The sequence below is a fragment of the Chthoniobacter sp. genome (genome assembly GCF_040003245.1).
Classification (GTDB): Bacteria; Verrucomicrobiota; Verrucomicrobiia; order Chthoniobacterales; family Chthoniobacteraceae; genus Chthoniobacter.
On the sequence record NZ_JBDUCX010000107.1, the window covers coordinates 1 to 21,389 of the forward strand.

Below are 21,389 nucleotides of genomic sequence, written 5' to 3' on the forward strand. Positions count from 1 at the left end.
CTTTCAAGCTCACTCCGCCTCCTCGTACCAGTCAAAAGTGCATAACAGTCTCTAGCGCTGGACGCGAGCGGAGCCGCCCTTGGCGAAGGCGCGAACCTGATCGACGGTCGCCATCGTGGTGTCGCCAGGGAAGGTGGTGAGCAAGGCGCCATGGGCCCAGCCGAGCTTCACGGCTTCCTCGGGCTCTTCGCCGTTGAGCAGGCCGTAGAAGAAACCGCCGGCGTAGCCGTCTCCGCCGCCGATGCGGTCGATGACGTCGAGTTCCGCGGTCGGGGCATTGTAAACCTTGCCGTCGATCCAGGCGACCGCGCTCCAGGTGTGGCGGTTGGTCGAGTGCACGTGCCGCAGGGTGGTCGCGACGACCTTCACATGCGGGTGCTTCTTGATGACGTTATCCATCATGCTCTCGAACGCGGCGGAATCGACCTTCGACTTCGCTTCGACCGTCGGGCCGGGGATGCCGAGGCCGAGTTGGAGATCTTCTTCATTGCCGACGAGCACATCGACATTCTTGACGATGCGATCGAGCACTTCGACCGCGCGCTTGTGGCCGCCGACGATGTCCCACAGCTTGGCGCGGTAGTTCAAATCGAACGAGGTGACGGCGCCCGCGGCCTTGGCGGCCTGCATGGCTTCGATGATGACGTCAGCCGTGGTCGGCGAGAGCGCCGCAAAAATGCCGCCGCTATGGAACCAGCGCACGCCGCTGGCGAAGATCGACTTCCAGTCGAAATCACCGGGCTTGAGCATGCCGGCCGCTTCGTTGCAACGATTGTAAAAGACGACGGGGGCGCGCACGCCGTGCCCGCGGTCGCTGTAGACGGTGGCCATGTTTGGGCCATGGACGCCGTCGTGCTTGAAGTGCTTGTAGAAGGGCTTCACGCCCATCGCTTTCACGCGTTCGGCGATCAGGTGGCCGATCGGGTAGTCGACCATCGCGGTGGCGATGCCCGTGTTGAGCCCGAAGCAGTCGGCGAGGTTGGCCGCACAGTTGAATTCGCCGCCGCTGACGTGGATGTCGCAATGCGAGGCCTTGCGAAAAGGGATGATGCCGGGGTCGAGGCGGTGGACGAGAGCGCCGAGGGACAGGAAGTCCAGTGCGCCACTTTCACGGATATTCAAACCGTACTTCATTCGATGGTAGGTGGTATTTGATGGTTAAACGGTGGATCGAACCAGCGCGCCAGGGCGGGGAAGGCCCGGCCTGCTGAGGCGAGGGAGGGGCATCATGGGCAAAAGCGCCCGTGCTTGTCTTCAAAAAAGAGAACCCGGCTGGCGGGCGATCATCGCTTTGCCGGAGTCTCGAGTGCCGGATCCTGCTTTTGATAAAGGTGGGCGAGCTTGACCAGGAGAGACTCGAGCTGGGTGAAATACATCTCCTCGGGCATGGAATTCTTCAGATCCCGGAGCTGTGCCAGGTCCCTCTCGATGCCATCACGCTCGGCGCGCATGGCGGGTGAGAGCGAGCGTTCGGCAGCGTTGGGGACAAGGTGGATTTGGTGGGCGCGCAGGCCGTCGGGCGAACGGTTGGCGGTCGATTTTTTGACCACGCGCACGCCTTGAAACCAGTCGGGCGGTGTGCCGAGGCCGTCGCCGTTGTCGTCCAGTAGGGAATGCTCCGTGGCGAGACGGCCTTCGTCCTTGTAATAAGTCGCCGTGCGCTGGGCGGCGGCCAGCCAGGCCTCGAGCAGGGAAGTCTGGCCGTCTTTATCGAGATCCGCCGCCGGGTCGGCGATGGCTTCTGAAAGGTATCCGCCGAAGCGGGCAAAATTGTTTTCCGACCCGGCCTTAGTCGCGGTGATGATGACCCGACCGGCGGCGGAAAGCGGCTTGAGGAAAGCGCCGCTGGCGGAGAAGCCGCAGACGACGATGACCGGGCGATGGAAAGGCTGGAGCAGCGAAGCGAGGTCCGAGGCGGTGAGATCGTCGCCGAACAGGTTGAACTTGGCTTCGTGGCCGTCGAATGTTCCGTGGCCGAGAAGGACGAGCCAGAGTTCGACTGGACCGTCCTTCGGTTCCGCATCCAGAGCCTGCCGCAAATGGGCGAGCGAGTCGGATTCATCGCCGCCGATGGACTTCAATTGCGCACCCGCCGCTTCACCGGCCTTGTGCCAATTGGCCGCCCAGCGCGCAAAAGCATCGGCGTAGGCCAGTTCACCCCCGGCGCCCACGGCGACGATGACGGAGACGGGCGGGGTGGCCTCTTCGGCCACGAGCCGTGGCGTCGTGAGGGCAAGGATGACCAGAAGGCAGAGCAATCTCATGCGAGTCCTTTCCAGCGGCGAAGGCCCCATTCGCCGACAAAGCAAAGCAGCGCCAAAAGGAACACCCACGGCGTGTGCCAGAGCGGACGCGTCCACGTTTCGGTGACGGGAGCTCGATGCGAGGGCAGATCCCTGGCGAAGGAAGCGAGATCGTCTGGGGAAAGAACGCGTCCTCCGGTTTGCTGGGCGAGACGTTCCATCAAGGCGCGGTTCGGTTTGAGGTCGCGAAACTCTGCCGCCGCGAGATCGCTCGTCCAGCCAGTGGCGCTTTGCCCCGCAGCTGCGCCCGTCTCGTTGACCACCGCTGCGTCGACACGATAGCCGCCGCTCTCCCGGGGGATAAAGCTCGCCTCGTAAAGGCCGGGTTCGCTCGCGGAAGGTTCCGCATGGAGGCTGAGAGGCGCCTCACTCGCCGGAGCCTCCGGCCGGGAAACCTTGAGTGTCACCGCGGCGTTGTCTAACGGCAGGAATTTGGCGTCGCGCGCCCGCACCTGGAGACGCACGCTGGCGCCGTCCGGTTGGGGTTCGGCACGCACCTCCACTGGGTCGGGGATGTCGGCCACGAGCCAGCGCACGATCTGGCGCCAGCCCTTGAGTAGGTCAGCCTGCCGCTTCTCATCGCCGAGGCCGGAGGCCCAGAAATCGCCGATCAACAGGGCCGCCGTGCGGCCGCGTCCAAAGCGTTGCGTAACGAGGGCGGGATAATCGTGGTGTCCATCGTTCACCGTCGCGATCACCGTGGCCGCCGGCTTGGCGGTGCCGGTGCGATTGAAGACGGCAAATTCCGGCAAGTCGGCGAGTCGCTGACGCTCGTCCGCTTCATTGGCCCGCAGCCGTGCCCACGGCTGCAACCAGCCTTCGCGCGTGAGACCCAAATGGAGCGGGCCTTCAGGGTTGGATTCGGTCTTGGAATCGAGATAGACCGGGAGCATATCGCCCACCGCGGTGCGTCCGTATTTGCCGTCGCGAAACGATTCCATTCCCCCGAGCATGAGCAAGCCGCCGCCGCGCTCGCTCACGAAACGCTGGAGCAGACTCATTTGGTCCTGGGTGAAGAACTCGGCTTCCAAATCATCGAGGATGATGGCGCGATACTTGAACAACTCTTCGGGCGTCTTCGGAAAGCCGTCGCGCAATTCGAATTCATCGACCGTGTTCAGCCGGGTGAATACCGGCTGATCGTAGCGCTCGATGTCTTCTTTCGATTGGTTGCCGAAGCCGCGGAAGAGCGGATTGCTGTCCTCGCCCGTGCGTCCGCGGAAGGAAAACTTCGGCTCGCGCTTCGCGATGCGGATGAGCCCGACGAGTTGCGTCTGGTCGTCTGCTTCCACCGCGCGGTGCAGGAACTTGTATTCCCAATTCGGACGTCCGCTCACGTAGAGCGCGCGGTACGGCCCGGCGCCGCGATCCACGGTGATGATGCTCTCGTTATTGGCCAGCGTCACTTCGGGCGTCGAGGGGTGCGTGGGTGCGATTTTAAGCCGGTAGAACAACACGCCTGTCTTGGCGGGACGGATTTGAAAGTGGAGGACGACTTTCTCGCCATTGGCGGGGACGGTGGCCGTCTCCGTGGCGATAGGCTTCTCGTCGGCGTCGGTTTTGCCCGCTACAACCGGAACGAGCTTGCCGACGATTTCTTCGCCGGAAAATCCCACGGCCGCGATGTCGGCCTGAATGGTAACCGGGGCGTCCTCGAAGGAAGTCTGCGTCACTGCGGAGTTGGTGATGGCGAGATCGCGAGCGGGGCTGTCGCGGGTGAAGATCACAGGATAGAGCGGCGGCAGTTGGCGCAGCTTTTCCATATTGGCGGGATCAGCGGCGATGCCGTCCGTGAGCAGAATGACGCCCGCCAGCGGCTGGCCGTGGTGATGCTCGAGGAGTTGCTCGAGCGTGTGCCCGAGAGCCGTGCCCCGGCCGTCGAAGGAGAGCTCGCGAAAATTCTGGGACGGCAGCAGGCGGGTGTCCGCGAGATAATCCCGCACCTCGAAGTTATCGCCCAACCGCGTGAGCCAGAGATTGCCTTGGCCGCTCACCGCGCGCCGCAGCACATCGCCGCGCGACTCGGCGACGTTGCGATCGTGCAAAGTCATGCTCAGCGAATTGTCGGCCACGACAGCCAGCACATTGGCGCCCGGCTTGGCCCGCTGGGAAGACCACATCGGATCGAGCAGGCACGCCAGCAGGATGGCGGTGCCGAGCAGTTTCAAGACGGCGCAGGCGAGGCGGAGCAGGTGAGGGGCGGGCGTGCGCAGGTAGGACCAGGTCACGGCACAAAGGACCGCGCCGCCCACGGCCACCGCCGGCCATAGCCAATCCCGCCCAGCCAGAAAAAGCGCGGCAATCTGCAGCATCAACGGCTCCGGCCGAGTTCTTCGTAGTAACGTCGCACGCGTTCGGCGTATTTGGGTGGCACTGGGTCACGATCCAGCGGCACCAGGCTTTCCTTCGACTCGCGCCGGGCGAGTTCCTCGGTCAGACGATTATGCAATTCAGCGAGCGGACTGCCGATCTTCGATTTCACCATGTCCCATTTTGGTTCTGCTCCATTGCGCTTGAAATCCACGCGAACTCCCTTGGCCGTTTCGCGAATACGCGCGATCTCGGCGCGCAAATTGGGATCATCCACCATTTCCTCGACGTTGCGCAAACGATCCGACCACTCGACAAAGCGATCGCCGGTCAGAGGCCCCTCGAATGCCGTGGCCGCACCACCACCGCCATTCCCGCCATCTCCGCCACTTCCCGAATTCTCGCCCGCATGACTGGCCAATTGGCGGAGTCGGCCCGCGTCGCGCTGGCCGCCATTGTTGCCATTGTGTTGCGCCGCGGAGCCGTTGTTTCCACCCTTGCCACCTTGCTGCACGGTGGCATTGTCGCCTCCGGGGGATTCACCGGGTGACGAGCCGTCTTGCTGCGGCTTGGCGCCGGCTTGTTCTCCGCCTGCTTTCCCGTTCTGGCCAGGTTTACCTTCTCCTTCGCCTTTACCATCGGCCGTTTGATTGCCGGCTGGGCTATCGCTCTTTTGCTCTCCATCGCCCTTTTTCTGCCCGCCACCTTTTTGGTCGCCGCTCCCTTTCTGCCCGCCCTCTGGCGATTGCTCAGACGCTTCCTTTCCATCTTTCCTTGGCTGCGGTTTTCCGTCCTGTTGAGGCTGCCCTTTGGCGCCAATCCCGGACTTTTCCCCGGCCTTCTCCGCCGGCGATGTTTGGGCCAGGTCCGGTCGCGCGGTCGCGATCTCACGCTCCAAGTCTTTCTTCAACGCGTCGACTTCCGCCCGGGCGGCGCGTAACGCATCCGCCTCGTTGCCGAGGACACTTTCCGCAGCGTGCTCCACACCCGTCTTCAGATCCTCGATTTCCTTCCGGGCCTTTTGCTCGAACCGGCGGGCATCGTCCGCATAGCCGCGCTGGGCGAGTTGCTGCGTCTTTTCCAGCGTCTGGTCCGTGCCAGCCTGGGTCGACTTGCGCAGCGTGTCGTAGAGCTCCCTGGCGAGCAGCGGCTCTGCGCCTTCGGCCTTTTCACTGACGTCCTTCATTTTCTCCGTCAGCTTGCTGAGGTCGCCTTGCTGCTTGGTAAATTTGTCCGCGAGTTGCTCCCGCTCGCCACTGCCATCGAGTGTCGGACGTTCCGGTTTCGCGGGCTGTGGCGCCAGCTTCTCGGCAAGGTCCTCCTGGTTTTTGGCCAGTTCACGCGCGTCGTTGCGCATCTGCCGCATTTCCTCGCTGAACTGGCCGCTGGTCTTCTTGCGAAACTCGTCGCGCAACTGCTGGAGATCGCGTTGAGCGCGGGTGCCGCTGGCCAGCGCCTGCGAAGGCGCGCCTTTCTCCATCGCCTCCGAGGTTTGCTGCGCCTCATCACGCGTCTTATCGAGCTGTTGCTTCTCGTCAGCGAGCTGCGCTTGCTGGGTGGATTTCCCCATCTTCTGCCTGGTCTCATCGATGTCGGCGAGCATTTGCTTCTCCTCCTCCTGGAGCCGCTTGAGCTGCCGGCGAATCTCGTCTTTCTGTTGCTCGGTCTTCGCGTCCTGCAAGGCAGTCTGGAGTTCCTTCAGCCGTTCGTTGATGTCCTGCTGGCGTTGCGCGAGCTCTTTGAGGCGATTGAGGATGGCCAGTTGCTCGCGCTGCTGTTCGTTCTCTTGCGGCTTGGCCTCGCGATTGGTCTCGTAGCGCTCCTTCTCGTCCTTCATCTCCAATTGATCGAGCTGCTGCTGCTGGCGCTGCTGCGCGGTGCCCTTGCCCTGCTTGTTCTTTTGCACGCGAAATTCATGCGCCGCGAGTTTGAGCAGCGCATCGTAAGCAGTCTGCTCGGCGGCGAGCGCGTCGGACAACGGGGCGTTGGACGTCGCGGCCTTGGTGAGATGATCGAGCGCGGTTTGCATCTCGTGCGCCGCATTCTCCGCGAGTGCGTGCTGCTTCGGGTCTTCCGCCTTGGCGACGAGCTGTTTGGCCTTTTTCAGCGCCTCCTCTTGCGAGTCACGCACCACCGGCTCGTCCTTGAGATACTTGTCACTCGGTTTCTCCAGGCCATCTTCCGCCCGTTTCAGGTTCCAGGTGGCACTGACGATTTGCTTTTGCATCTCCGCCAGCTTGGTGCTCTCGCCCTCACCCTGGCCGCCGCTCCCATCACCGCCGCTGTTGTCCCGCCGGAAGATCTCCTCAAACGGGCGCACCTCCGCGAAATACATGTCAGTTGCCGTATGGCGGACCTTCCCGTCCGGCCCCACATCGTCCGCCCACAGGAACCACGAAATGAGCTCGTCGGGTTTCACTCCGAGCTCCTCCAGCTTCAAAAGATAAGCGGCGTCCTTCTTTTCATCGGCGTGCGTGTCGTGCCCGAGCTCGATCTGTTTTTCCCCGCGGCCCGCGACATTGATGGTGAGCCCGTAATGTGACAGCCCGAAATCGTCCCAGAGCTGGGCCTGGAAGGCGACTTCCTCGATCGGTGAAACACGAGGGTCACCTTTTGGGGTGATAAATTTCAACTCCGGCCGGCGATTCGGGAGCGCCTCGACGATGAATTGCGTCGGCAACTTATTGGCGCGCCCCTCCGCATCCTCGAGCTTCAATTCATAGGTCTGGCTGGCCTTCAGCGGAAAGTCGCGCAACTCGGCGACCGCCTTGTCCGCTTGTACAGCCAGTGGAAGCGTGGAGCCATCCTTGGCGACCAAGGTGGCGGATTTCACCGACTTGTTGAGTTGAAAGGACACATCGAGCTTCGTGCCTTCGACGCCACTGACCCGGTGGGTATCGGGCACCTTCTTTTCCGGCAGCTTCGTGTAGCCTGGATAGCGCAACGTCGCATCCGCGCGCTCGAGTCGAGGATGCTCGAACACCTTCACGGAAAAATCGCGAGTCGACTGGCCCGCATATTCGACGTGGTAGGTGAGATCGGCGTCGACTTCCGGCAAGCCGCCGCCGAAGACCGGGTCGTCCAGGTTTTTGACCAGCGGGATGCGTTGCGCCGGCTGGTTTTTCGGCTGCACCACGAGTGTGGCCTCGCCGGGAGGATGACGATGAAAATCTGCGAGCACGACCAGCCCGGAGCCGCGCTCGACCGTAGTGTCGCCCGGATTCACGGTGACCGCCGCTTCCGCGGGGACACTTTCCGCGAGGGCTGTCGCCGCTGGCCGCGTGGTGCGAAAGCTCAGCGCGAGGGTGGCGACAGCGAAGATGCAGGCCATCAACCGCAGGCTCCACAGGCGCCAGCCGGGCACGGCATCCAGCCAGTTCGACTTGCGGCCTTCCTCGGCGACTTGCCGGACGACGCGCTGCTGGAGGAAGTTGAATTTGCCGGTCTGCGGATCGGGCTTTTGCTCGACGGCGGTAATCAGCAGCGCGTGCAACTCGGGATGCTGTTGCTCGATCCGTCGCGCGACGGTCTGGAAATTTGGCCGCCACAGCCTTCCTGCGATGCGGGCCGCACCGTAGATGCCGAGGATGAGCAGGATCGCGAGGAGTTTCCTATCTGGAATAGCCACGTGTCGCTTCGCAGCCACGGCGACTGCGATGGTCAGCACCGCGAGCCCGAGAACGAGCCAGCGCAATCTGCGGAGTGTGCGGTGCCGGTCGATAACGGGCTCGAGGGCAGTTTGGAGCAACGGCGTGATCATGTGGATGCAGTGGTGGAACCGCTGGCGGGACGGGAGAGTTTCCCGGCAAAAAGCGTTTCTAGCAACAATACTCCGAGGGCCGCCACCAGGAGCCAGCGCCAGAGCTTTTGCTGATTTTCGATCTCCACGGCCTGGGCCTGACCTTCGCGTCGGGCAACCTCCGCCGCCGTTTCATGGACCGTGTGCAAGGGAACCCCGAGGGCGATGAGCCGCTCGGTGGAAAATGGCGCCAGGCGGCTTTCATCCGGGGAGAGATTCACGACGAAGCGCTGGGTCCCGGGTGACACGGCGTAAACTCCCGGTTGATCGGTATCGGAAAACTTCGCCCCGGGAGCGACCGCCAGTTCCTTGCCGTCCGGTTTGCGGACGGTGATTGGTTGGGGACCGGTGGGCAGCGGCACGTCGTCGCCCACGAAATACTGTGCTTTCTGCGGAGGCAGGCTGCTGCTCTGCTCGAGCAAGGCTTGGAGCAGGGGAACGAACTTCGACGAAAGTGCGAGTTGGCTGTCGGCGAGCCGCCAACTGCTCGTAAAAACAACGACACTGCCTTTGCCCAGCGGCACCTGGACGATCGCGGGATCGCCACTATCGAATTGCGCCAGCGTCTGCGCACCCGGGAGTGCGGAAGCATCGAGGCGGCGGTATTTCCACCAATGAATCTTGGCGAAGTCGCTGAAGCGCGGATCGGCGAAGGCGGCGAAAAGCGGATGCCGGAAATCGATCTGGGCGAGCAGCGCGTAGTCCTTAACCGTGGCCTCCGGCGCGGAAAGTGTGGGCATCTCCAATGTTTGGCCGAGGGTGGTTGCGCTGGTCGCGGAGGTTAGCGGCAGGACGACGATCTTGCCGTCGCGGGCGAATTGTCGCGCCGAGGCGAGGGGAGCACTCGCGGTCGTCTCGCCGAGAACCAGAAGCTGCGCTTGCTGGAGTTGATAAGCGGGGACGGCGGACCCATCCCGATGCGCGAGAATCTCGACGTTTTGGTGGGCGGTTTTAGGGAAGGCCCGGCGCAGGTAGTAGAGCGAACCATGGGGGTCCTCGTCCGCATCCGGGCCAACAAAGAGGACCGGCAGTTGTGCCGGTTGGGGCGCCAGAATGGAGAGCGTATTGTCAAAAGGCGTATCGTCACCGCTCAGCGCCAGGGCGGTAGCGCCCGCCGGTGGCTTCGTAATACGAACGATCCGCGCCTGGCCGGCGGGAACGTACGCGTCAATCGGCAAAGTGCCCTCGGGCGCGCCCTGCCAGCGAAGTTGAAACTGCTCGTGCTTTGATTCGGCGGCATTGTTGACCCGCACGCGCAAGGGGACCTCCTCGCCAGGCTTGTCACTTTCCTCGCTCTCGGAGAGCCATTGCGCCGCGGCGTTCTCCTGCGCTCGCGCGGAAACCGGATCGATCGTCACGCTGATGCCACGCGGCCATTGGTAGCCTTGCAGGCCGTCGAGTTGTGCGCCTTCCTGCATGTCGCTGACGACGACGATCTCGCGCTTGCCTTGCAGCGATTGGCCGGCCTGGTCGAGCGCTTCGATGCTATGCAGTAGTGCGGCATCGAGCCGCGTCGCGTTCCATCTTGGAGTGATGGCAGCGAGGCGCTGGGTGGTGGCGGCGGCGCGCTCGTCTGGCGCGGTTTTCCTCCATTCCTCAAAGCTCATCACCGTGTGCATCTCGCGGTCGAAAGTCAGCAGCGCGATTTCGTCCGTCGGATGGGCGGTGCGCACACGTTCTTCAATCTTCGCGCGAGCTTCGGCCCAAAGGTTTTCCCGCCGCATGCTCGCGCTCGTATCCGCGAGGATCACGATGCGTTGACCGGAGCCAGGCGGCGGACCAGGCAGCACGCGCTGGAGAAAAGGGCGGGCGAACGCCAGGGCGAGCAGGGCGAGGGCGAGACAACGCAGCAGGAGCAGCCCCACATTCTCCAGCCGGCTGCGCTTGGTAATGCGCGGCGGCGAAGGCTCCAGAAACATAAGGGTGCTGAACGGCGTTTTCTCGCGAGTCGTCCGGCGGATGAGGTGAAAGAGGATCGGTCCGGCAACCGCGAGTACCCCGAGGGCAAAGAGTGGCGCGAGGAAACTCATGCGAAGAGTTGCCGCGGGACTGGTTGAGTTTTGTTCATTCCGCGAGGCATTCGGTGATCAGCCGATCGTAGGTTAGCCGGGCATGTTCGTAGGCGGCCCGAGCGTCGGCCAACTCGAAAACGGCATAGGTGGCATCCTTCTGCGACCAGCATTGGTCGACCGATTTCCGGCACCACTCGGCGCTGCGTTTCGAGGCCCGGATGGGTTGGCCGCCTACCAGCACGAAGATTGGATTGGTGTGCGAGGACGGCAGGATGCGCAGGGCGATCCAACTGCTGCGTTCGATCTTCGCGTCGAAGGAGATATCCTGGAGCTGGCCGTCGGCGACGATGCGCCGGGTGGACACGGACTGGCCGTTGACGATGACCTCGACGGGCACCTCGCGGGTTCTTTCGAGCCGCGCGCGCTCGATGTTCCAGTAGGGCTTTTGCGCGACTGGGGCCCGGCGAATCTCATCGTTCGGCGTTTCATTCAGCCGCGCGGCCACCCGCGCGGAAATGTGCACACTGGCCGGTGATGGGAGACGCAACTCGCTGCCATTTTCCCCGACGTGCGTTTCATTGACGCGAAAGTCGATGAGATGGCTGAGGCCATCGCTCACGTAATTGCGTCCGGCGCGAATACCCTCGCACCAATCCTCATAATTCCATTTCTCGGGGAGCTTCACGTAAGAACGGCCCAGGCCAACCCGCTCGCCGTAGATGCACGGGAAATCCGTCTCGCCGCTGATCCGAGTGCGGAAGCCGACATTCAGCGTGTGATACCAAATGTTTAGTTCCCACGGATATGGCGTATCGACCATGGACATGAAATCGACCGCGGGCACCGGCTTGCCGTCTGGCCCCGGCAACTCGTGGGTGACGTCCACGATGTATTCATTTGCGCCAATGCCGCTGAACGGTGGAATGACGTAGTTGGGAAGCTGGGTGGTGGTGGGACCGGCCGGGGGTTTAGGGCTGAGACGCTGGGGATCATCCTCCGCGATGGGTTGCAAACCCCAGCCGGAATGGGCGGGGCCGACGAGCGCGCCCTGCGCCTTGGCCCAGCGCAGGGTGTTCAGCCCCAGAGTGGGCCAGTGGCCCTTCGACGCACCACCCGGATACATTTGGTCCCGCAGCCGCAGCAGGCACAGATGCCCGGAGCGATGTGAGCCAAAGCCGCTGACCTCGATGTCGTAACGGAGCAAATACGGAAATTGCGAAACCTTGTCCTCATGCCCGGTGAAGAACTGCTTTTGGAAATCAAAGCACGGGCCCCAGGTGAGATTGCAGCCGACTTTCAGATCCTCGCCCAGACAGTGGCGCATCATGTCCTGCGCCAGTACTCCTTCGGTGGGATTCGTGTAGTGTGCGCAGCCGGCAGCGTGAATGTGATGATCGCCCGACCACCAGCCAAGCTGCGCCGGGTCGATCCAGCGCTCGACCTGGAAAGCCAGCTCGCGGGCCTTGGCATCGATGTGCACGGTTTGGGTGTGGGCCACGGATTCCGGTCCGCGCGAGAATTCGAACGTGTAGTCGCCATCGGGTAGACGGACTTTCTCGCCATCGGCGCGATAGATCTGCGGTTGAAACCCAAAATCGGGCGCGAGCCGCTTGGCGGTGGATGGATAGACCCGTTGCATCCGGTCGCGAATGACGAAGCTGCCGGTTGTCGGCGCGCCGTGTTCGTCATGGACCCGTAGGACGACTTCCCGGGCCGTCGCCGCGGAGAAGAGCAGCGCCGTCTCGCTCCGAAAGCCGAGATCCTGCGTGCCCTGGCCGACATCGAATGTCAGCGTCGCCTCACGTTTTCCAGCATCGCGTGAATAGAGCGAAACGAGGCGATATTCGAGGTGCAAGCCGCTCAGGGTGGGCTGGAGAGGTGGCTTGTCAAACATCTGGAGATCAAGCCAGAGATCAGCTTCCTTAATCGGTTCCGCGGCGCCGCTCCGTGGGCGCAATCGCATGTCCGATACGTTGCGGGCGGAGCCACCGCTGTAGAGCGACTGGGCCTGCGGGCTGAAGACATTGAGGGGAGCGGTGGTACCCGCCTCGTTGATCACTTTGATCAGAAAAGTGCACCAGCCTTGCTCGATCAAATCTGCCTTCACCGAACCGGGAGTGACTTTTACCCGCATCTCCGGATTGATGTTCACCCCCACGAGGCAATGGGGATCGAGCACGGCCTGGATTTTCGCGCTGGCCGTATCGGCGTCGGAGAGATTTACAGCGGCGTTGAGCACGGCCTTCTCATCTCCGCTTAATGGCGATCCAGTGATCTCGAGGGCGTCGGCCAACCGCCGGGCCTGTGCGGCCAGTGGCTGTGCGTCGATCCCGGATAACACCGGTAAATTTTCGGCGAAGCCCAAAGCCGGGCAAAGCAGCGCGGCTAGAAGGATGAGGTGGAGGTTCATGGGGGACTTGGTGGGTTTTACGCCGCAGGCGCTCGTCGGCGAATAACCTTGCCACGGTCTGCACGGGCCTTGAGAAAATCGAAAAGGACCGTCTCCAGGGACTGTGCGCTGGAGAGCTGGACGTGCGTGATGCCCAGCCCCTGGCAGGTTTCGCGCACCGCATTCAGATGCTCGCCAAGGCGCCGTTGATAGTTTCCGCGGGCCAGCGCCGGATCGAGAAAGACATCGCGGCCGGTCTCGAGGTCTTCGAATCGTGCGGCCACCGTGAAATCGAAATTCACCTCCGCTGGATCGAGCACTTGGAAGACGATGACTTCATGCCCGCCGGCGGTGAGAAGACCAAGGGGACCCGCGAACGTGTCAATGGGCGCGAGCAAATCGCTGATCAAGACGACGAGTCCGCGCTTGCGCACCAGTTCCACCATGCGCCGCAGCGGCGCGGCCAGATCGGTGGCGCGGCCCTCGGCGGGTTTCTCCAGCGCAAGCATGAGCTGCCGCAAATGCCCGGGGCGATGCCGGGCCGGCAAATACTCGCGCACCGCACCGTCGAAGGTCAGCAAGCCGATCGCGTCACCCTGCTGGGAGAGAAACCAACCCAGTGTCGCGGCCAGTGTGCGGGCATATTCCGCCTTGGAATAGCCTTGTGAACCGAAGCTCATCGAGCGGCTCAGATCGACGAGCAGGTAGCAGCGCAGGTTCGTCTCGTCTTCAAATTTCTTAATGAAATAACGGTCCGTGCGCCCGGCGAGTTTCCAGTCAAGATACCGCGGGTCGTCACCCGGCGTGTAAGGCCGGTACTCGGTGAATTCCACTGAAAAGCCGTGATACGGCGAGCGATGCAGCCCGTGCCAGAATCCCTCGACTACTGTGCGGGCCCGCAACTCGAGATTGCGGATCGACATGAGCGCCGCAGGGTCGAGCAGGCTCGAGGAAGCGCGGGGCAGGGGAGCGGCCATAGACGGCTATTTCACACTTTCCAACACGCGCTCGATGACTTTGCCCACGCCCACGCCTTCCGCCTCGGCCCGGTAATTAATCAGCACGCGATGGCGCAAGACCGGGGCGACGAGGGCGATGAGATCTTCCTTCGTCACATGCGCGCGACCCTTGAGCAGGGCGCGGGCTTTTGCCCCGAGGGTCAGAAATTGCGCGGCCCGAGTGCCGGCGCCCCAGCTTACCCAATCGTTGACGAAGGCCGGCGTCCCGGGCTGGCGAGGCCGGGTCGCCGCGGCAATTCGCACGGCGAAGCGCACGAGATCCTCGGCGATCGGCACCTTGCGAATCAGCGCGTGAAAGGCGAGGACGTCTTCGCCCGTGAAGAGCGTGTCGATCTTCTCGCCGCCGAGCGAGGTAGTCCGCTGAATGACCGCGACTTCATCGTCCTCTGGGAGGTAATCGATGACCACATTGAACATGAAGCGGTCGAGTTGCGCCTCGGGCAGCGGATAGGTGCCTTCCATCTCGATCGGGTTCTGCGTGGCGAGGACAAAGAACGGCTCGGGCAGGACATAGCGGCGTCCACTGGCCGTGACCTGATGCTCCTGCATCGCCTCAAGCAGCGCAGCCTGGGTCTTGGGCGGCGTGCGATTGATTTCGTCCGCAAGGATCATGTTGCCGAAGATCGGCCCCTTCACGAAGGAGAGCTGACGGCCCTCGGAAGTGTCCTGCAGGATCTCCACTCCGGTGATGTCCGTGGGCATGAGATCGGGCGTGAACTGGATGCGGCGAAATTCCAGGTGGAAAATCTGCGCGATGCTCTTGACCAGCAGCGTCTTGGCCAACCCCGGCGCGCCGGTGATGAGACAATGCCCACCGGCGAGCAGCGCGACGAGGATTTGCTCGATGACGTCCTGCTGTCCGATGATCACTTTCCCGAGCTCCGCGAGGATCCGCGGTCGCGCGGCCTGCAGTTGCTCGAAGATTTTGGCGTCAGGATCGGCGACAGGGACGGGAGGAGGCTGTTTGGTCATGAGTAGAAGGTGAAACGTCAGTGCGTCATCACGTAGAAGATAATGTTGATGCCCAGCGGAAAGCCGCGCTTTTCCGAGAATTCGTGGAAGAAATAGTCGTCCTCGCCCTCGCGTTCCCAGGCGTCGCCATTGTCGCAGTTGTGTGTCGCGAGGACCATGATGCGGCCTTTGTCGTCGTAGAGCGCACGCACGTGCATTTCTGTGCACTCCTCGTAGCCACCGTCCTTTTGCACGTGCCGCTCCCACGTCACGCCGGAATACTTGCTCATCGAGCCAAGGCGTTCGTTGGGCGTCTGCAATTTGTTCTTCTCCGTGCCGAGGTCGAAGACGCAGTGGAAGATCTCGTGGCTCATCGGGAGCTCCGTGAACTCGCGATCCGGGAAGACGCGCTTCATCTGCTCCGCGAAACCTTCCCACTGCCATTCGCCCCAAAAATCGTCGACCATCAAAAAGCCGCCATTCAGCAGATAGCGGCGCAGGATTTCGACTTCCTCGTCGCGCAACATCAGGGCGCCGGGCTCGACCATGTAGATGAATGGATAGCGAAACAGCTCCGGATCGGTCAGCCGCAGCACTCGCCCATCGGGGTTCACCTTGATCGAAGTCATCTGCTGGAGCCGAAAGGAAAGGTTCAGGTCGCTGTCAGGAAAATCGGTGATCCAACTGCCGGAACTCGGCGAGCCGTAGGGATCGCGATCGCGAATGATGCGGACGAAGGTAAAGACATCGCGCGAAAACTCCGGCGGGTTCTTCCATTCCGGCGTGCCCGTGCTGTGCGAGGCGATTTCGCGGGCGGTCTTCACCGTCCGTGAGTCCACCATGTCGCCGCCTTCGGTATAGTAGATCGGTCCCTCGCTATTGCGACGCCGCCACTGCGCGTAGCCGAGGCTGGCGGAAAGGACGAGCAGGGTGACCAGGAGGGGTAAGAGGCGACGCGGCATGGTCATTTGGCGTCGTCGGTGGTGGAGCCCGGTGCGGGCTTGCCAGCCGGTTCGTCGATTTCGAGCAGGAGCTGCAGTGCGGCGCGGAAACGCGGTGCGTCTTCCAGCGCCAGGATTACTTCGCGTTTCGCCGCGACGTCGCCGATGGAATGGAGCAGGTGAGCCAGCCGGTAATGGATTTCCGCGGGGTCCGAGGGACCGAGCTGAAGCAGTGTTCGATAGTCGGAGATGGCGCCCGGTTTCTCGCCCAGGGCCTCGTGAGCGTCCGCCGCAAAACGGTGCGGAATGGGACTCAAGGGGTTGACGGCCGCGAACCGGTCGGCATTGGCCAGCACGCCGGGCCAGTCCTTGCGCTCGGCGGCGATTTGCATCAGTCGCTCAAACGCGTCCACAGCGTCACTGTTCAACTCGACGAGCTTGTTCAGCATGGCAATTTCGGCCTCGGACTCCTTGAGCATGCGGTGGACATGGGCGAGCGTCGCATAAGCGCTGCCGGCGTCGTGCTGGTTCGGATAGAGCTCGATCAGCTTTTGCAGCGGCGCTTTCGCTTCGGTCCATTTCTTTGCCTCGATCAATTCCTTTGCGCGCTCGGTGAGGGCGGTGAAATTGTCCGGGTTCTTCGCGATGAAATCATTGAGCCGCTTCGCGCTGGCAAAATCCGCGGCCCCAGGCGGCGTCCAGTCTAGCTTCGGTCCGGTGTTCTTCGCGATCTCCACAGCATGGGCAGCAAAGTCCGCATCGAGCTGTTCGATGGGGGCGAAATGCGCGGCCAGGGCCGCGTTGATTTCCACACCTCGCGCGAGATCGGCGAGCAGCGCTTTCACCTTCTCCAGCCCCCAATGCTCGACCAGCCATTCGACGACCAGCGATGACTCATAGTAGGCGAACCCGAGGTGCGCGGGGGACTTCGGCTTCAGAAACGCGGCACTGAGCTGGCTCATCGGCGTGAGATCCTCGCCGAGGATCATCGCCCGGTAGCGCGGTTTCATTTGCTCGCCCCAGTTGCCCCGGGCCTGGCGCTCCTCGTAAACGCTGATGCCCTCGCTGAGCCAGCGCGGCATCTTGTTCTCGGTGAGGGTGAGCGTCACCACGTGACAGAACTCGTGCCACAGCACGGCCTCCCACGAATTCGGCGAATTGGGGCGCGAGGCGGGGCTGTTGGCAGTGATGACGCGACCGAAACACACGCCCAGATAACCCGCGCCTCCCGGCAAACCGAAGGTGCGGATCGCAAAATCTTTCTGGTCGGGGAAGATCTCCACGATCGTCTTGTCGTGCAGCGTCAGGCCGTATTTTTTGGTCAGCGTTTCGTGGGCGCGCTCCAGCAGGCTCACCACCTTCGGTCCGTAGATCCCGGCTTCCCGCGGGTCCATTTTCACGTTGAAGTGTGCGCTGCTCAGCGTCTCGAAATGGGCGATGGCGTCATGCAATTCCGTGAGGTTGTAAGCCACCACGTCGTAGGGATCGGCCTTCTGCACTTCGTCGGCGAGTTGCCAGGCTTCGTCGTCATGGCCGCCCAGACGCAGCAGGTCATTGGCGAGCTGGGACTTGGCGGGAAGGTAATTGGGATCCCATTTCAGCGCCTCGCGCTGGAGCGCCACACCCTCGGCAAACCGATACTTTTGCGAAAGTTTGTGGCCGATGAGATGCGGCACTGCCGGATTGGTCGACCAGAGCTGGAGCGCCTCGGTGCGTTCGACCGCTTCCGTCTTCGGATCCGCCCGCAAATGCGCGAGTACCGCCCGGTAGGCATGCGCCTCGGCGAGATGCGGATTGATCGCCAGCGCCTTCGTCAGCGCTTGCGCCGCGTCGTCGTAATTCTCGCCGTCAATTAATTCATCGGCGATGAGCAACTGCGCCGCAAGGTGGTTCGGATTGAACTTCAGCGTTTGCTCCAGCGCATTCTGCGCCGCCTCGGGATCGCTCGAGGCAAAAGCGCGCGCGAGGCCAAACCAGAAATCAGGGTCCTCCCCAAACTTCTTCACCCCCGTGCCGAAGATCCTGGCTGCCAGCGCGAAGTCGTTCTTGCTCAAGGCCAGTTCACCGCTCACCAGGTAGGTATCGCGAAAGTCGGGCTGCGACTTGCGCAGCGGATCGAGAATCTGGTCCAGCACCTTCTTCGGATCCGTGCCGACGAGCAACGCGGCCCGAGCCAGCGCCACACGGTCCTCGGGCGAACGATACGCCCACGCGCGCGCGCCCCCGAGTCGGTCGAGCTCCGCGAGCTGCTTGGCCGCATCGTCGACCGCACCGAGAGCGCGCAGCGTCTTGTAGGACTCGAGCCGGAGTTGCAGCGAATTGGGCGAGTGCTCGATGGCAGGATCAAGCACCGCTCGCGCCTCCTGGTAGCGCCCCACGGCATTCAGCGCTTCGGCCTGGAGCAGTGGCCACGTCGCCTCTTCCGGTTGGTCGTGCGCGCCCCCGGCTGCTGCCGTTGCGGCCCCGGTATAATTTCCACCGAGAAAGAGCGCCTGCGCCTCTTCGACCGTAGCCGCGTGCAGGAAAGGGGCGAAAATCAATCCCGTCGCCAGCCACAGGATGTGCCGACGGAGAAGCGTGCGCGGGTGGGGGCCAGGACGCACGGTCAATATCATGGATAACCGTCATCCTCAGCGAGCGCGGAGCACTGGCAAGCGGATTTTCCAAGCGTCGCGTATTTGCTCGCAAGTCCCGCTCGACGAACGCCGTGCAAACATTTCTCCTTGGGCCATGCCAAGTTCCTCCCCCGAGCCTCGCACTTTCCTCGCCTGCTGGTTCCGAGCGGGCGTCCTCAGCCTTCTTTCGTTCGGCGCGGTCAGCCCCGGTCTAGGCAGCGATCTGCCGCCAGATCTCGCGGAATTCAAGACCGTGGAGACCGCCCAAAAGACGACGCTGAACCCAGCCACGGAAGGTTCCGTGGGCTTGAGCGGTTATCTCGGCGTCGATGTGGAAGCGAATAGCAACGGCCAGCTTTCGATCGTGGATGTGGCCGCTGGCTCACCTGCGAAAGTGGCGGGTTTGCAGCGGGGCGACCGCTTGCGCCTGGTCGACAAGCAGTCCGTGGGCACGGTGGATGAATTTCGCAATGTCTTGCTGGCGCATGTGCCCGGCGAAACGGTGACGCTGGGCGTCGAGCGTGACGGCCAGCCGCTCACGCTTGCCGCCAGCCTGGCTGCCCAGAGCCATCCGAAAAAGCTCGCGGAGCGTCGCGCGGTGTTGGGCTTGGGGATGGCCGCGACCGAGAGTGAAGATGGCATCGCCATTCGCTCCGTCCAACCGGACAGCCCGGCGGCTGTCGCGGGACTGAAGCCCGGCGATGTGCTGGTGAAGGTCAACGACGCGAGCCTCGGCATCGCCCTGGCCGTGACCGACGCGCTGGCCGACAAGGAACCCGGCGACACCGTTCATCTGACCTACCGGCGCGATGGCGCGGAGTCTCAGGTCACGGTAAAACTCGCACCCAGTCCCACCGAGGACACGCGCAACAACGCACCTCCGCCGCTGCCGCCTTGGAAAAAGGACACCTACCGCCTTGCGGTCGTCCCCATCGAGTTCCCCGACGTAAAGCACAACGACGCCATTCCCACTTCCGCCTGGGAGGAGATGCTCTTTAGCAGCGGCACCTACGCCCACAAAAACAACATCACCGGCCAGCCCGTCTTCGGCAGCCTGCACGATTATTACCAGGAGATCTCCGTCGGTCATCTCAATGTCTCGGGCCACGTCTTCGACTGGGTGCCCGTGAGCAAGACGCGGCCGGAATATCCGCAACTGCCGGTGAATCCTCGCCTGGCCTTATTCACCGAGGCGCTCGACCAACTGTTGAAGCGGGAAGGGGATGACTGTCTCAAGGACGTGGACGGCCTGATCTTCCTTTACGCCGGCGATCGCTTCCGCACCACCAATCGCGGCAGCGTCTTCTGGCCGCACCGCTCTTCGGTAAAATATCGCGGGAAAATGTGGCCCTATCTCATCTGCCCCGAGGGCGGCAAATTCATGGCCAACATCAGCGTCTTTTGCCATGAGTTCGGCCACATGCTCGGCCTGCCCGACCTCTACGCGCGCCCCGAGAATCCGGGCTCGGAAGGCGTCGGTGCCTGGTCGCTCATGTCGCAACAGACGGGTGGCGGCCAGCCGCAACACATGTGCGCGTGGTGCAAGGAACGGCTCGATTGGCTAAAGCCTGCAGTCCTCGATCCCGCCGTGAAGCAGAAGCTCATCCTGTCCCCAGTCGAAGGCACCGACAACCAATGTTTCAAGATCCCCATGCGCGCCGATGGCAGCGAATACCTGCTCCTCGAAAATCGCCGCCGCCAAGGCTTCGACCAGCGCCTTCCCGGCGAAGGACTGATGATCTGGCACGTCGTCGGCAAGCACCCGGTGCTGGAGGAATCCCATGGCGTCGATGGGCCGGCCGGCCCGCTGGTCTTCCTCAAGACCGTACCTTATCCGAGCGATTCCAACGACTCCTTTACGCCCTACACCGTGCCCTCCAGTCGCTCGCAACTCGGCGGTAGAAAACCGATCTACATCACCAACATCCGCCGCCTGCCGGACGGCCGCATCACGTTCTATCTCGGCTACGTCTACGAGTAACGCGGGTGGCGGCACTATCCACTCCTGCCATAGAGCTTGCGCAGATCGCCGCCGGAGCGGAAACGATTGCGTTGGCGCCAACCGAGCGTCAGGCCGCCGCCAGTGCAGAGGCCGCCGCCGATATTCCACCACCACGCCTCGCCCCCAAACTTGAATAACACTACCGCGATGACCAGCAGCAGGCAGGGGAGCAACGGCCCGCCCCACCAGGCCGATCCCAGACGCCCCGGGCGGTAGTCCGGATGGACGAAAGCTGATGCCCCCGACCGCGGTGCGCGTCGCGAATTCAGTATTCGAGGGGGAGTGCTTTGATCGTCCAAGCTTGATCGCTCCGAGGTTAATTCTTCCCGTTGACGATGACGCCGCTCAACAAGCCGCCGTGATCTGGCGCGGCCCACCAGCCAGAATAAGTCTTTTCGTAAATCATGACCCGCGCGGAGTAGGCGCGTGGTGTGCCCATGCTGATATTGTCCAGGACGAGGATCGGCGTGTCGCCCGCCCACTTCACTTGCGCGGGAATCGGCAAGTCGATTTCCTTGCCGCCGTAGGGGAGGCGCGCGTTGATCAGCCACTTGTCCCCGCCGAGTTTCGTGACGCTCACGATGGTATAGGAGTCTTCCTTCTCCGGCCCGAGATTCCCGTCCTTCACTCCGCACCAGCGGCCCTTCAATGTGGCGTTGGTCAGCGTGGCGATAAACTTCGCCTCCTGCTCCGGGGTGGATCCGGCGGACTTGGCGGGTTCTTCGGCCGGCGCCGTGGTCATCCAGAGACACGCGGCGAGGCCGGCCATCACGGTGGTAAGGATGCGGAGGGGTGAATGCTGGGGAGACTTCATGGTTCTGTTAAAACCGCGAGGGACGAACTCTGTCGCGCACAAAAAAGCCACGCCGGCCAGGAAGGGGCCCCGCCGCGGGTGTGCGGGATCTTCCGCAACGCGGTCTTTCCTCGGCGACCCGGAAGGGATACAACGATGGCCGAGATCCATGAACGTCACGAAAATACTCCGGTTGATGACCTTGGTTTGCCTCCTGCCGGTAGGGAAGCTATCGGCCGCACCGCATACTCCGCC

The 21,389-nt window shown here is 62.8% G+C and carries 13 protein-coding genes; 1 reads left to right on the top strand and 12 read right to left on the bottom strand.

Annotated elements, in window-relative coordinates:
• Positions 1-51: 51 nt before the first annotated feature.
• The 10 genes from ABJF10_RS15785 to ABJF10_RS15830 all read right to left on the bottom strand — a co-directional run bounded on the left by ABJF10_RS15785 (position 52) and on the right by ABJF10_RS15830 (position 18,327).
• Positions 52-1,134 carry a PfkB family carbohydrate kinase gene (locus tag ABJF10_RS15785; protein WP_348545549.1) on the bottom strand — a complete coding sequence of 361 codons (1,083 nt, stop codon included), beginning with the start codon at positions 1,132-1,134 and terminating at the stop codon, positions 52-54.
• A 149-nt stretch (positions 1,135-1,283) separates the two neighbouring features.
• Entirely contained in the window at positions 1,284-2,264 is a 981-nt protein-coding gene (locus ABJF10_RS15790; protein ID WP_348545550.1) for a hypothetical protein, read from the bottom strand.
• Positions 2,261-4,615 carry a glutamine amidotransferase gene (locus ABJF10_RS15795; RefSeq protein WP_348545551.1) on the bottom strand — a complete coding sequence of 785 codons (2,355 nt, stop codon included), beginning with the start codon at positions 4,613-4,615 and terminating at the stop codon, positions 2,261-2,263. The genes ABJF10_RS15790 and ABJF10_RS15795 overlap by 4 nt, the downstream gene beginning before the upstream one ends.
• Complete coding sequence (locus ABJF10_RS15800) at positions 4,615-8,373, bottom strand: hypothetical protein (protein ID WP_348545552.1); 3,759 nt, start codon at positions 8,371-8,373, stop codon at positions 4,615-4,617. The genes ABJF10_RS15795 and ABJF10_RS15800 overlap by 1 nt, the downstream gene beginning before the upstream one ends.
• Positions 8,370-10,442, bottom strand: coding sequence for a BatA domain-containing protein (locus ABJF10_RS15805; RefSeq protein WP_348545553.1), 2,073 nt, complete (start codon positions 10,440-10,442; stop codon positions 8,370-8,372). The genes ABJF10_RS15800 and ABJF10_RS15805 overlap by 4 nt, the downstream gene beginning before the upstream one ends.
• A gap of 34 nt (positions 10,443-10,476) precedes the next feature.
• Entirely contained in the window at positions 10,477-12,834 is a 2,358-nt protein-coding gene (locus ABJF10_RS15810; RefSeq protein ID WP_348545554.1) for a CehA/McbA family metallohydrolase, read from the bottom strand.
• Positions 12,835-12,851: 17 nt separating this feature from the next.
• Positions 12,852-13,790 (bottom strand): DUF58 domain-containing protein, encoded by a 939-nt coding sequence (locus ABJF10_RS15815; RefSeq protein WP_348545555.1) that lies wholly within the window; start codon positions 13,788-13,790, stop codon positions 12,852-12,854.
• 6 nt (positions 13,791-13,796) lie between these two features.
• Entirely contained in the window at positions 13,797-14,804 is a 1,008-nt protein-coding gene (locus tag ABJF10_RS15820) for a MoxR family ATPase (protein ID WP_348545556.1), read from the bottom strand.
• Between the two features lie 17 nt (positions 14,805-14,821).
• Positions 14,822-15,745: a DUF4159 domain-containing protein gene (locus ABJF10_RS15825; protein ID WP_348545557.1), complete on the bottom strand. Its 924-nt coding sequence runs from the start codon at positions 15,743-15,745 to the stop codon at positions 14,822-14,824.
• A gap of 2 nt (positions 15,746-15,747) precedes the next feature.
• Positions 15,748-18,327, bottom strand: a complete 2,580-nt coding sequence (locus tag ABJF10_RS15830; protein ID WP_348545558.1) for a tetratricopeptide repeat protein — start codon at positions 18,325-18,327, stop codon at positions 15,748-15,750.
• Between the two features lie 127 nt (positions 18,328-18,454).
• Between ABJF10_RS15830 and ABJF10_RS15835 the strand changes: the two genes are divergently transcribed.
• The gene (locus ABJF10_RS15835) at positions 18,455-20,320 is read left to right on the top strand and encodes a M6 family metalloprotease domain-containing protein (RefSeq protein WP_348545559.1); all 1,866 of its coding nucleotides are present in this window, start codon (positions 18,455-18,457) and stop codon (positions 20,318-20,320) included.
• Between the two features lie 14 nt (positions 20,321-20,334).
• On the opposite strand, the gene ABJF10_RS15840 is transcribed toward ABJF10_RS15835, so the two are convergent.
• Both ABJF10_RS15840 and ABJF10_RS15845 read right to left on the bottom strand, forming a co-directional pair.
• A complete protein-coding gene (locus tag ABJF10_RS15840) occupies positions 20,335-20,514 on the bottom strand; it encodes a hypothetical protein (protein WP_348545560.1) in 180 nt (59 codons plus the stop codon).
• A gap of 143 nt (positions 20,515-20,657) precedes the next feature.
• Positions 20,658-21,155, bottom strand: a complete 498-nt coding sequence (locus tag ABJF10_RS15845; protein ID WP_348545561.1) for a hypothetical protein — start codon at positions 21,153-21,155, stop codon at positions 20,658-20,660.
• Between the last annotated feature and the right edge of the window lie 234 nt (positions 21,156-21,389).